This window comes from Campylobacter sp. RM12651 (genome assembly GCF_022369475.1).
In the GTDB taxonomy this organism is placed as follows: Bacteria; Campylobacterota; Campylobacteria; order Campylobacterales; family Campylobacteraceae; genus Campylobacter_E.
Genome location: NZ_CP059600.1, coordinates 961,662 through 974,694, shown reverse-complemented (window position 1 = coordinate 974,694; position 13,033 = coordinate 961,662). Strand labels below are relative to the sequence as shown.

At 26.1% G+C, this 13,033-nt stretch carries 14 protein-coding genes; 13 read left to right on the top strand and 1 reads right to left on the bottom strand.

Features of this window, described 5'->3' with window-relative positions; translation table 11 throughout:
* Positions 1-78 precede the first annotated feature (78 nt).
* The gene (locus AVBRAN_RS04770; protein ID WP_214117524.1) at positions 79-1,107 is read left to right on the top strand and encodes a cytochrome-c peroxidase; all 1,029 of its coding nucleotides are present in this window, start codon (positions 79-81) and stop codon (positions 1,105-1,107) included.
* A 31-nt stretch (positions 1,108-1,138) separates the two neighbouring features.
* On the opposite strand, the gene AVBRAN_RS04765 is transcribed toward AVBRAN_RS04770, so the two are convergent.
* Complete coding sequence (locus AVBRAN_RS04765; RefSeq protein ID WP_214117523.1) at positions 1,139-1,501, bottom strand: histidine triad nucleotide-binding protein; 363 nt, start codon at positions 1,499-1,501, stop codon at positions 1,139-1,141.
* Positions 1,502-1,585: 84 nt separating this feature from the next.
* Here AVBRAN_RS04765 and pheS point away from each other — a divergent pair, with 84 nt between their 5' ends.
* From pheS to AVBRAN_RS11030, 12 genes are all read left to right on the top strand, one after another.
* Positions 1,586-2,578 carry a phenylalanine--tRNA ligase subunit alpha gene (gene pheS, locus AVBRAN_RS04760; RefSeq protein WP_214117522.1) on the top strand — a complete coding sequence of 331 codons (993 nt, stop codon included), beginning with the start codon at positions 1,586-1,588 and terminating at the stop codon, positions 2,576-2,578.
* Positions 2,575-4,881, top strand: coding sequence for a phenylalanine--tRNA ligase subunit beta (pheT, locus tag AVBRAN_RS04755; protein WP_239803687.1), 2,307 nt, complete (start codon positions 2,575-2,577; stop codon positions 4,879-4,881). The genes pheS and pheT overlap by 4 nt, the downstream gene beginning before the upstream one ends.
* Positions 4,878-6,155, top strand: coding sequence for a 3-phosphoshikimate 1-carboxyvinyltransferase (gene aroA, locus AVBRAN_RS04750; protein WP_239803686.1), 1,278 nt, complete (start codon positions 4,878-4,880; stop codon positions 6,153-6,155). The genes pheT and aroA overlap by 4 nt, the downstream gene beginning before the upstream one ends.
* A 3-nt stretch (positions 6,156-6,158) precedes the next feature.
* On the top strand, positions 6,159-6,986 hold the full coding sequence (locus AVBRAN_RS04745) for a 4-hydroxy-3-methylbut-2-enyl diphosphate reductase (RefSeq protein WP_214117519.1): 828 nt from the start codon (positions 6,159-6,161) through the stop codon (positions 6,984-6,986).
* A gap of 84 nt (positions 6,987-7,070) precedes the next feature.
* The gene (locus AVBRAN_RS04740; protein ID WP_239803685.1) at positions 7,071-8,726 is read left to right on the top strand and encodes a 30S ribosomal protein S1; all 1,656 of its coding nucleotides are present in this window, start codon (positions 7,071-7,073) and stop codon (positions 8,724-8,726) included.
* A gap of 2 nt (positions 8,727-8,728) precedes the next feature.
* Positions 8,729-9,211 (top strand): hypothetical protein, encoded by a 483-nt coding sequence (locus tag AVBRAN_RS04735; protein ID WP_214117517.1) that lies wholly within the window; start codon positions 8,729-8,731, stop codon positions 9,209-9,211.
* Between the two features lie 23 nt (positions 9,212-9,234).
* Positions 9,235-9,804 carry an elongation factor P gene (gene efp / locus AVBRAN_RS04730; RefSeq protein ID WP_214117516.1) on the top strand — a complete coding sequence of 190 codons (570 nt, stop codon included), beginning with the start codon at positions 9,235-9,237 and terminating at the stop codon, positions 9,802-9,804.
* A 2-nt stretch (positions 9,805-9,806) separates the two neighbouring features.
* The gene (locus AVBRAN_RS04725) at positions 9,807-10,139 is read left to right on the top strand and encodes a hypothetical protein (RefSeq protein ID WP_214117515.1); all 333 of its coding nucleotides are present in this window, start codon (positions 9,807-9,809) and stop codon (positions 10,137-10,139) included.
* A 38-nt stretch (positions 10,140-10,177) separates the two neighbouring features.
* The gene (locus AVBRAN_RS04720; protein ID WP_214117514.1) at positions 10,178-10,441 is read left to right on the top strand and encodes a DUF2018 family protein; all 264 of its coding nucleotides are present in this window, start codon (positions 10,178-10,180) and stop codon (positions 10,439-10,441) included.
* Positions 10,441-11,226, top strand: coding sequence for a tRNA 5-methoxyuridine(34)/uridine 5-oxyacetic acid(34) synthase CmoB (cmoB, locus tag AVBRAN_RS04715; protein ID WP_239803684.1), 786 nt, complete (start codon positions 10,441-10,443; stop codon positions 11,224-11,226). The genes AVBRAN_RS04720 and cmoB overlap by 1 nt, the downstream gene beginning before the upstream one ends.
* A gap of 1 nt (position 11,227) precedes the next feature.
* Positions 11,228-11,704 carry a hypothetical protein gene (locus tag AVBRAN_RS04710; protein ID WP_214117512.1) on the top strand — a complete coding sequence of 159 codons (477 nt, stop codon included), beginning with the start codon at positions 11,228-11,230 and terminating at the stop codon, positions 11,702-11,704.
* Between the two features lie 642 nt (positions 11,705-12,346).
* A complete protein-coding gene (locus AVBRAN_RS11030; protein ID WP_275591996.1) occupies positions 12,347-12,472 on the top strand; it encodes a hypothetical protein in 126 nt (41 codons plus the stop codon).
* Positions 12,473-13,033: the final 561 nt, after the last annotated feature.

Sequence of the window (13,033 nt, the reverse complement as noted above, 5' to 3'; positions counted from 1 at the left end):
TAAAATTTTATATAAATAATATTTTTTATTATCTAAAAAACTTTATAATCTTTTTACTTTAATTAAAAGGAGAAAATAATGAAAAAAATTATGTTATCTTTAAGTTTATTAGTAGGTTTAAATGCTGCTAGTTTAATTGATGAAGCAAAAGAAGCAGGTTTGGTTGCTATACCTAGCGATAAAGCCAAATTAGAAGAATTAATTAAACAATATGCACCTGATTATGTAGAATATCCTACCACTAAAGAAAGAGTTGAACTTGGTAAAAAACTATATTTTGACCCAAGAATTTCAAAAAGTGGAATTATATCTTGTAATACCTGTCATAATTTAGGTTTAGGTGGAACTGATGGAGTTCCAGCAAGTACAGGGCATAAATGGTCTCCTAATCCACATCATCTAAACTCTCCAACGGTTTATAATTCTGTATTTAATTCTTCGCAATTTTGGGATGGTCGTTCAGGTCATTTACAAGACCAAGCAAAAGGACCTATCCAATCATCAGTAGAAATGGCAGCTATACCAAGTGAAGTTGTGAGCAAAATTACTTCAATTCCTGAATATGTTAATGATTTTAAAAAAGCTTATGGAGATAAAAAAATTGATTTTGATTTAATTGCTACAAGTATTGGTATTTTTGAAAGAACCTTAATAACTCCATCAAGATTTGATGAATTTTTAAATGGTAATGAGAAAGCTTTAAGTAAAGAAGAAAAACAAGGATTAAAACTATTTATAGATAAAGGTTGCACTGCTTGTCATACAGGTATTAATCTTGGTGGGACACTACAAGCATTTGAAGTAGCTAATAAATATAAATATGCAAATATAGGTGATTTTAAAGGAGATAGCGATGGTTTAATTAAAGCTCCTACATTAAGAAACATTGAATTAACCGCACCTTATTATCATAATGGTGCTATTTGGGAATTAGATGAAGCTGTTAAATTAATGGGAAAAATCCAATTAGGAATAGAAATAAATGATGAAGAATCACAATTAATAATTACATTCTTAAAATCACTAACAGGTAAAATGCCTGATATTACATATCCTAGCTTACCTGCTTCAACTTCTAAAACAATCAAACCTGATTTAGAATATTAAAACATTCCTAGCTAAATGCTAGGAAGTTAAATTAAAATAATGCTTCTTTATTTTCTTCAACTTTTGGGATAAATAGTTTTAATCCACCTAGCATATGAAAATGTAAATGAAACACTTCTTGTCCTGCATCAGCACCTACATTAGTAAGTAATTTATATCCGCTTTTATCAAGTCCTAATAATTTTGCAACTTCGTGAATAAAATCTGTCATTTTTGCCATTGTAGCACCGTCAACTTCTTGAAAACTTACAAATCTTTTTTTAGGAATTATTAATATATGAACAGGAGCTTTTGGATCTATATCGTGAAATGCTAAAAATTCATCATTTTCTAAAACTTTACTAGATGGGAGTTCGCCTATTACAATTCTTTCAAAAACATTTAAATCGCTCATTTTCTTTCCTTTTTTTAATAGTCTTAATCGTTTATTTATGTAATTTACACTAAAATTGTAAAAAATCAATAAAAAGGCTAACTCTTGGAAGATATTTTAATTAGTTTAGATAATTGTTCTTCGCTTGAAGAATTAGAGCAAATAAAGGTGCAAATTCTTGGTAAAAAAGGTTATTTAACAAGTGAATTTGCTAAGTTAAAAGACTTAGAAGGTGATGAAAAAAAACAAAAAGCAGAAATTTTAAATAAATTAAGAGATGAATTTAATGATAAATTTATTCAAAAGCAAAAATATTTAAAAGATGAATTTATAAAAGCAAAAGCTAAAAAAGATGCTTTCAATTTTGCTTATTTTGATGAGCGTTCAAATTCTGGTGCTCTTCATCCTGTAATGAGCACAATGGATAAGATAATTGATTATTTTTTAAGACAAAATTTTAGTCTTGAAGAAGGTCCGTTGATTGAAGACGACTTTCATAATTTTGAAGCTTTAAATTTACCTAAATCACATCCTGCTAGAGATATGCAAGATACTTTTTATTTTATAGATAAATTACTACTTAGAACTCAAACAAGTCCGGTGCAAATAAGAACTATGAAAAAACAAAATCCACCTATTAGAATGATTGCACCTGGTGCCGTATTTAGAAGAGATTTTGATATTACACACACTCCTATGTTTCATCAAATAGAAATGCTTGTGGTTGAAGATGGGGATAAAATATCTTTTGCTAATTTAAAATATGTTTTAGAAGAATTTTTAAGATATATGTTCGGAGATGTAAAAGTTAGATTTCGTCCAAGCTTTTTCCCATTCACAGAGCCTAGTGCAGAAGTTGATATATCTTGTGTATTCTGCGGCGGTTGTGGTTGTAGAATTTGTAAGCAAACTGGCTTTATTGAAGTTATGGGTTGTGGTATGGTTCATCCAAATGTATTTAAAAATGTTGGCTATAAAAATGTTAGCGGATATGCTTTTGGTTTAGGAGTTGAGCGATTTGCAATGCTACTTCATAAAATACCTGATTTAAGGTCATTATTTGAAGGAGATTTAAGATTATTGGAGCAATTTAAATGATAATTAGTAAGAATTGGTTAAATGAATTTATAGACTTAAAAAATATTAGCACAGATGAATTAGTAAAAACTTTAAATAGCATAGGTTTAGAAGTTGATGGAGTAACTACAATTATAGCTCCTAAAAAAGTTGTAGTTGCAAAAGTAATGAGTAAAGAAAAGCACCCTGATGCTGAAAAATTAAGCATTTGCCAAGTAGATGTTGGTAATGAAGTTTTACAAATCGTATGTGGAGCTAAAAATGTTGAAGCAGGGCAATTTGTAGCAGTTAGTTTAGAAGGTGCACAAATTGGTGATATTACTATTAAAAAAGCTAAATTGCGTGGGGTTGAGAGCAATGGAATGATATGCTCATCAACTGAACTTGGATTTGCTAAAATAAATGATGGCATTATGGTTTTAGATAGTAGTATAGGCGAACTTACTTTAGGTAAAGAATTATGCGAATATCCTTTATTTAATGATGAATTAATTGAAATTGAGCTAACTCCTAATCGTGGGGATTGCTTAAGTATTAATGGTATAGCAAGAGATTTAAGTGCAGCATTAGATATTAATTTAAAAGAAAAGAAACCTTTTAAAGATATTGATAATGCAGAAGGTATTAGAAGAATTTTAAATGTTCATTTTAGTGATGGAATTGATGGTAATTTAAATATAAAAGCAATAGAATTATTAAATAATATTGAAAATACTTTAAAGGTTAAATTAAGATTAGCTAGTATTGAAGAATTAAAAGATAATGCTATAGAAAACTTATTATCTTATACAACACATGCAAGCGGGGTATTATTTAATGCAGTTGATTTAAGCAAATTATGTAATGAATGCGAGCAAATAAGTTTAGATGTAAAAACCAAAGAAAACAAAGAATTTGTTATTAAGTATAAAGATAAAGAATTAGCAATTGCTGGAATTACACAAAATGAAGAATTTAAAATAGATAAAGATAGTAAAAAAATAATCATAATTGCAAATTATGTAAATCCTAAAATAATCGCAAATACCCATAAAAATTATAAAAATACAGATATTTATAGAAGTTTTAGGGGTAGCGAACCAGAGCTTAATATAGGAATTGATTATTTATTTAATTTATTACAACTTAATAAAAACATTAAAATTTATGGTAGTTCTTGTCAAAATACCCCAAGCAAAGAAAAAATATCAATTAATTGTAATATTAGTGAGCTTGAAAATATGATAGGTCAGTCTTGCGAAAAAAATGATGTTGTGAAAATTTTAAAAAGATTAGGGTTTGAATTAAGTATTGCTGAAGATAATCTATATTTAAAAGTTCCATTTTATAGACATGATATTAATAATTCTGCTGATATTTGTGAAGAAATAGTAAGAATGATTGGCATTGATAATATTAAGCCTAAACCACTTGATTTTTATGAATTAAACAGAACAAACAACACTTATTTAAAATATAAAAAATCTCTTGAATTAAGAAATAGAGCTTTAATGTGTGGATATTTTGAAAGTATTGGCTATGTTTTTGATAGCAAAGAATTTTTAGAAAAATTAAATTTAAAATATATCAAAAATGAAATTATAAACCCAATCACAAATGAAATGAATACGCTAAGAAGCTCTATCATTAGCACACTTTTAAAACAAGCTAGTTTTAATTTTAATAATTCAAGAAAATCAGTAAAATTATTTGAAATTGGTAGTGTATTTGATGAAAACGGACAAGAAAATAAAAAATTTGCTTTAATTAGCTCTGGCTTAAGTGAAAATGCAAATTTAAAAAATCATGCAAAACCTAAAAATGTTGATTTTTTCACATTCTTAAATGAATTAAAAACAATATTAAAGGATTTTCAATTAAAATCTAGTGATTATCATTTATTTAGCGAATTTGAAAGAGCTGATATTTATAAAAACAATCAAAAAATAGGGGTAGTTGGAAGATTAGATTTACATTTAGAAAATGAATTAGAATTACCGGTTACTTATTTATGCGAAATTGATTTTAATGCTTTAGAGTATGATTTTATACAAGCAAAAGCTTATTCAAAATTCCAAGGAACAACTAGAGATTTAAGTATTTTAGTGCCTAAAAATTATGATTATTCAGTTATAAAATCAACTATAAATAAATTAAACATTAAGAATTTAAAAGATTTTAAAATCGTAGATTTATATCAAGATGAAAGCTTAAAAAATTATGAAAGTTTAAGTATAAGTTTTTCATTTGTTGATGATGAAAAAGTATTAAAAAATGATGATATAAATAATGAAATGAATGAAATTATTAGTGAATTAGATAAAATAGGATTAAAATTAAGATGAGAATAAAAGCATTAAATAAACAATTTGATTTAGTTTTGGAAAATATAGCTGCAGATAAATCTATCTCTCATAGAGCTGCTTTATTTTCTTTATTAACTAATGGGGAGTGTAAGGTTAAAAATTATCTTTACGCACAAGATTGCCTACATACTTTAGAAGTTGTAAGAAATTTAGGTGCTACAATAAAAATATATGAAGATAAAAATGAATTATTTATAACACCGCCTAATGCTATCAAATCTCCTAATGTAGTTTTAGATTGTGGAAATTCTGGGACACTAATGAGACTTTTAATTGGTTTTTTAGCTAGTCAAGATGGTTTTTTTGTTTTAAGCGGAGATGAATATTTAAACAAAAGACCTATGAAAAGAGTAAGCGATATACTTAATAAACTAGGGGCTAAAATTGATGGTAGAGAAGGGGCAAATTATGCTCCTTTAGCAATTAGGGGAAAGAAAATAGATTATTTTACTTTTGAAAATACTCTAAAATCAGCACAAGTAAAAACTGCATTAATATTAGCTGGATTATTGAGTAATGGTTGCGAAATATACGAAAGCGAATTAAGCAGAGACCATTCAGAAAATTTATTAAAAATGATAAAAGCACCAATAAAAACAGATGGTTCTAAAATAGAAGTAAAACCATTACAAGATAAATTACAATCGTATGAAATAGAAGTTCCAAATGACCCTTCTTCTGCATTTTTCTTTGCTGTTTTATGTGCTATCAGTGATAATTCCACTCTAGTTTTAAAAAATATGCTTTTAAATAAAACTAGAATTGAAGCATTTAAAATTCTTGAAAAAATGGGGGCAAATATTACATATCAAATAGAGAAAAATGATTATGAAAATATAGGAACCATTACTATAAAAAGTTCTAAATTAAAGGCAGTTGAAGTTAGTGAAAATATTTCTTGGCTAATTGATGAAATACCAGCATTATCAATAGCATTTTTATATGCTGAAGGAAATTCTATTGTCAAAAATGCAAAAGAATTAAGAGTAAAAGAAAGCGATAGAATAAAGGCTGTCCTTGAAAATTATTCAATTTTAGGTGTTGAATACGAAGAATTTGAAGATGGATTTATGGTTGTTGGAAAAAGTATAAAAAATAATAATGTAATACTAAAAAGTTTTGCAGACCACAGAATAGCTATGAGTTTTTCTTTGCTAGCTAAAGATTATGAAATAGAAATTGACAATGTTGAATGTGTAGATGCTTCTTTTACAAATTTTTATGAAATTTTATCTTTATTTGAAAGACAATAAAATATGAAAATAGAATTAGCTAAAAGTTACGGATTTTGTTTTGGAGTTAAAAGAGCTATCAAACAAGCAGAAAAGACTAAAGATGCAGCCACCATTGGGCCATTAATTCACAATAATGATGAAATATCAAGATTAAAGAACGATTTTAATGTAAAGACTATTAATGATATAACAGAATTAAATGATGAGAAAAAGGCTATTATAAGAACGCATGGAATAACAAAACAAGACTTAGACATATTAAAAGAAAGTGGTAGAGAAATTATAGACGCAACTTGCCCTTTCGTTAAAAAGCCACAAGAAATTGTGGAAAAAATGAGCAACGAAGGGTATGAAATTGTTATTTTTGGTGATAGCAATCATCCAGAAGTAAAAAGCGTAAGAAGTTATGCTACTACTAATAATTATGTAGTTTTAGATGAAAAAGAACTGATAGATATTAAGTTTAAAAATAAAGTAGCTTTAGTAAGTCAAACTACAAAAAAAGTAGAAAAATTTATGCAAATAGCTAATTTTTTAATGTTAAAAGTAAAAGAAGTAAGAGTTTTTAATACAATTTGCGATGCAACATTTAAAAACCAAGAAGCTATTAAAATTCTTGCAATGAAAAGTGATGTTATGATAATTGTTGGCGGTAAAAATAGCTCAAATACAAAGCAATTATTTTTAATAGCAAAAGAGCATTGCAAAGATAGTTATTTAATTGAAAATGAAAATGAATTAGATTTTAATTGGTTTAAGGATAAAAATCTATGCGGAATTAGTGCAGGAGCTAGCACACCTGAATGGATTATTGATAAAGTTGTTAAAAAAATAGAAAATTTTACTTAATATTAAATAGTCATAAGTGAAATAGTGATAGAATAGGGCACAATCATTTCTTAATTTGATTAATTTTATTACAAAAGGACCAAAATGGCTAAGTTAAATGGAGCTCATAACAATTTAGAAGATTTAGAAAACATTGATTTCGCGGCAATGTTAGATGAGTTTGAAAGCGAAAAAAATCCTGAAAATATTTCAGTAATTGATGGAAAAATTATTAAAATTGAAGGCGACGAAGTATTTGTTGATATACAAGATAAATCAGAAGGTGTTTTAAATATTAGTGAAATCACAAAAGATGATAAGCTATTATTTAATGTTGATGATGTTATTAAAGTAACAGTTGTAGGTAGTTATAATGGACGCCGTTTATTATCATACAAAAAAGCACTTCGTAAAGAAAAAGTAGTTGAATTTATTAAAAACTATAATGAAGACAATAACGATACTTTTGAAGTAAAAATTATAGGAAAAAATCGTGGTGGTTTTGTTGCAGTAGATAATAATGAAGTAGAATTTTTCTTACCAAAATCACAATGCTCTCATAAAGAAATTAATACTTTAATGAATAAAAAAATTAAAGTTAAAATATTAAAAATTGATGAAGAAACACAAAGTATAGTTGTGTCAAAAAGAAAAGCAAACGAAGAAGACCGCAAAAAGAAAAAAGAATTAATTAATAATATAATCAACGATTCAGAACTTAAAGAAGGTGTTGTTAGAAAACTTACAAGCTATGGAATGTTTGTTGATATTGGTGGAGTTGATGGCTTGGTTCATTATAGCGAAATATCTTATAAAGGTCCTGTAAATCCTAGTACTTTATACAAAGAAGGGGATAAAGTTTTAGTAAAAATTGTAGGATATGATGAAGAGAAGAAACATATTTCTTTATCAATTAAAGCAGCTTTAAGTGACCCTTGGGATGAAATTAAAGATAGCTTAGAAATTGGAGATATTTTAAAAGTAGTAGTTTCTAATATTGAAAATTATGGAGCTTTTGTAGATTTAGGAAATGATATTGAAGGATTTTTACATATAAGTGAAATTTCTTGGGATAAAAATGTTAAAAATCCAAGAGATTATTTAAAAGAAGGTCAAGAAATTGATGTTGAAGTAATTGAAATAGATTATGAAAAACGCCGTTTAAGAGTATCTCTTAAAAATTTACTTCCAAAACCTTTTGATGGCTTTAATGAGAAATTTAAAGTAGGAGATATTGTTGAAGGCGAGATTAGCACTATTACAAATTTTGGAGCTTTTGTTAAAATTGACAATATTGAAGGTTTATTATTAAATGATGATATATCTTGGACTGAAAATGAAACTTGCAAAAAAGTTTATAAAGTAGGGGATAAAGTAAAAGTTAAAATTAGAAAAATTGATAGTGAAAACCAAAAAATTTCTTTAAGTGTTAAACATTTAGAAGAAAGTCCTAGTTCATTATTTGCTAAAGAACATAGATTAGGTGATGTTATTAAAGGTATTGTAAGCGATATTAAAGACTTTGGAGTGTTCGTTAAAGTAAATGATAAAGTTGAAGCTTTAATTAAAAATGAAGATTTAGGAGAAGTTAAGCCTAATATTGGAGATGAAATTGAAGGAGCTTTAATTTTCACTAGAAATGGTAAAATTCGCTTAAGTATAAAAAAATTAAATTTAATTAAAACTCGTGAAGATTTAGAAAAATTTAATTCTGATGATAAAATTACAATAGGTGATATAATTAAAGATCAATTACAATAGTAATGAAACAACACTCGTTATATTTTATATTTGGAATAATTTTTTTTATTTTAGTATTGGTTTTAATGCTATTAATAAAATCTGCAAATTATAAAGATTTGCAGATTTCTAAAATTATTGATGAAAATATTGAAATTATTAAAAATAAAATATCAAATAATGAGTGGTATGCTAAATTAGCTAAAGATGAATTGGGAGATTCTTACCCAATATCAAATGAACTTTATGTTCATTTTGAATTACAAGATACAGGTAATTTAAGTAAAAAGAAATTTTTTAAATTAAATATAGATAAAAACGATAATTATTCTTTATTTTGTGTAAAACAAACTATATCTAATTTAAATTTGAAATATTTTTTAATTAATAATAAAAAATATTCTCAGATAGTCATAGATACTAACAATATTTCTTTATTACATTACCTTATAGATAGTTTAAAAAACTATAATATCAATTCTGATTTTGAAGAAATTTGGATTTAATTTAATTTTAAAGGATTAACAAAATGGCATCTTATTCAATGGGTGATTTAAAAAAAGGTTTAAAAATAGAAATAGAAGGAGTTCCTTATAAAATAGTGGAATATCAACATGTAAAGCCAGGTAAAGGTCCTGCTTTCGTAAGAATAAAAATAAAATCTTTCATAAATGGTAAGGTTTTAGAAAAAACTTTCCACGCAGGTGATAAATGTGAATCTCCTAACTTAGTAGAAAAAGAAATGCAATATTTATATGATGATGGAGAATTTTGCCAATTTATGGATAATGAGACTTATGAGCAAGTAGCTATAACAGAAGAAGATGTTGGCGAAAGTAGAAAATGGATGATTGATGGTATGAATGTAAGCGTATTATTCCATAACGGAAAAGCAATAGGCGTTGAAGTTCCGCAAGTTGTTGAACTAAAAATAGTTGAAACTCAACCGAATTTCAAGGGTGACACACAAGGCTCTAATAAAAAGCCAGCTACTTTAGAAAGTGGTGCAGTTGTTCAAATACCTTTCCATGTATTAGAAGGGGAAGTTATTAGAGTAGATACTCAAAGAGGCGAGTATATAGAAAGAGCTAATAAATAATTATGAACGATAAAGCAAAGCGTGTAAAATACTTAAGAGCTTTAGAAAAAGCTGCTAATCGCTTTGCTTTAGCCTTAAAAAAAGAAGATTTTTCAGATGGTATTTTCGCATCTAGCATAGAGCAGAATTTAAAATTACTAAATAAATGTGAGCCAGTTTATCTTGATTCTACATATTCAAAAGAATTAGAAAATTTTGTAAATTTATGCTGTTTTTCTCAATTAGACAGATTTGAGCTAATTAGCAAATTTAATACTCTAGAGAAAATAAAAAAGCAAAATCAATACAAAAAAACAAAACATAAAAATCAATTGTATGATAATTTATTTAGTTAAAATATGTTTTTATTTAAATAAGTTATTGGAGAATTAAAATGGATGATTTTGATAAATTATTTGAGACCACACCAGAAGAAAAACTAATAGACGTATTACAAAACGCACCAAGAGGTGCAGTTCAAAATACTATAGTAACGCATAGTAAAGAATTTTTGGCATTAAAATTATTATTAGAAAAGCAAAATATAGACTATACACAAGTTGAAGAATTTATATTTAATAATGATGCTTTGCTAAATGAAATGCTAAATGATGTTTTTATAGATTTAACAGCAAAAATTTTAGGGCATGAGGGATAATGAAAGTTATTTTTGATGATATTGTTGAAATTTATGATGATACATTAAATGAAGAAGATTTATTAATTAAAGCAAAAAGCCTTAAACCTTGGAGAAAAGGGCCTTTTAAAATAAATAATATTTTTATAGATAGTGAGTGGAAAAGCAATATAAAATATAATATTTTAAAAAAGCATATTAGTTGTATTGAGAATAAAATAGTGGCTGATGTTGGGTGCAATAATGGTTATTATATGTTTAGAATGCAAGAATTTAGACCGACTAAGATTGTCGGATTTGACCCTTCTCAAAGGTGCTATGAGCAATTTACTTTTTTAAATTCCTTATTTAAAACAAATATTGTATTTGAAAGATTAGGGGTAGCTGATTTACCAAGCTACAATCATAAATTTGATGTAATTTTTTGCTTAGGGGTGATTTATCACAGAAGCGACCCAGTGCAAATGCTAAAACAATTAAAACAAAGCCTAAACACTAATGGGATTGTATTCTTAGATACTATTTATTTTGATAGCGAACAACCTTTTGCTTTAGTTCCAGATACAAGTTATGCAAAAATGTCTAATGTATATTTTATACCAAGTATTAAAGCATTGCAAAATTGGTGTAAAAAAGCTAATTTTAAAGAATTTGAAATACTAGCAACTTCTAAAACAACAATAGAAGAGCAAAGGAAAACAGATTGGATTGATGGATATAGCTTGGAAGATTTTTTAGAAGATGATGATTTTACAAAAGAAGGTTATCCTGCACCAAAAAGAATATATATAAAATTAAAGGTATGAAATGGCTGAAGAAAAAAATGATATAGAAGAAAATTCTACAGAGATTAAAATCAATGTTGAAGCTTGCCCTACAATAAATACAGAAATTTGTGGCAACATTACCGAAACAGATGAAAATAAAGCAAATCTGCAATTAAAAATAACATCTGAATTAATTTCAGATTCTGAAGGTTTAGCGCATAATGGTTTTATATATTCTGCAGGAGCTTATGTTGCACAAGTAGCAATTAACAAAAAAAATACCTGTGTTATAGGCTCAAGAACTAGTTTTTTTGCGCCGGCTAAAATAGGGGATATTATATCTTTTGAAGCAACTGCTAAATTTGATAATAGTAAAAAAAGAGAAGTTTTAGTAAAAGCATATATAAGAGAAGTATGTGTATTTGAAGGTATTTTTTATGTTCTAGTAACAGATGAACATATATTAAAAATGCAAAAAAGTGAATTAGCAAAATACCAGAGCAAAAAACAAGAATAATAATTTTCTTGTTTTATAAACTAAAACCTTTTATACAAATCAAATTCAAAATATATAGAACAACACTACACTTAAAACAACGGCACTTGCATTTGCCTTAACTTAAAGCATATTTAATATTTAGTTTAAAATGAGTATTTAAAAAGTGCTTAAACATTATATATATTTGACTTCAAAGGATATCAATAGCAAATATTATATTGAGTCATTTTATGATATTAATTGACAGGCGGACTAGACTAAGTCACCTTGCTAGCGAAGCATTAAAGCCTTGTATATTAGCCTACAATATACATTTCAAGCCCTTGTCGCTCAATAAGAGCTACTTATATCACGCATTTGTATTATACAATTATGCATTAATAGAAGCTTAAAATGGGCTTAGATTTGGAAATAGATAAAATTAAGCTTTTGATGGATTTAATGGAATTAAAGACAAGCAAACTTCTTTAAAGGTGCTTGGTCGTGTAACAAAGCTAAGTGCTAATGATAAGGATAAATTGAATGTAAGTATTACTAAGAGAGTGCTTTGGCTGATTTTAATAATACTGCTAAGCTTAGTGATTTTGAGCTTTTAGCAAATAACATACATATATTTCTATTGTCCAATAAAATATATGAGTTTATAAAACATAATTCAAAATGCTATTAAACGCAACAAGTAAGCTTAAAATAGCATTTGAACTAATAGTTGCCAAAAAAGACTTAATAATAATTTGTTATAAACAATCTAAAATCTTTAGTTTTATTAAAATCGCAGAGTGGTGATATGGTTTTAAAATACTAATTTGAAAATTATAGTTTTCAATACTAATATAACATGTAAACATATTAAATATGCTAATAATCAATTTAGATTGCTTTTATTTTTAAAATAATTTAATAGTCTTACGGAACTTAAATTATATACTTATACCAATCACTTATGTATTTTTCATATGCCTACGCCAATAATTTCAATACTATAAAAATACTTCATTTCCAAACATAGCAAAATTAGATTTAATAAGGTTTTAGAATTTAATTTATATATGTAATATAATTTTCAAACTATTTTTTATATGCTTAATATAAATTTGAATTATTTCTATATTAATTATTTTAATAAAATATATAAATAATTTTTTGATATTTTATACGATATTTAGTATATTTATAAAAATAATCATATTATTTTATGTATTATTTTATGTAAAATTATCATATTTTTTTATTATTATTTTTAATAAAATTTTACATATTAAATCTATATTGAAAACTAAGTTTATAATATAATCTTCTTTTATTATAATTTTTTTCTATATTAAACAACTTATTTTAAGGAACAAT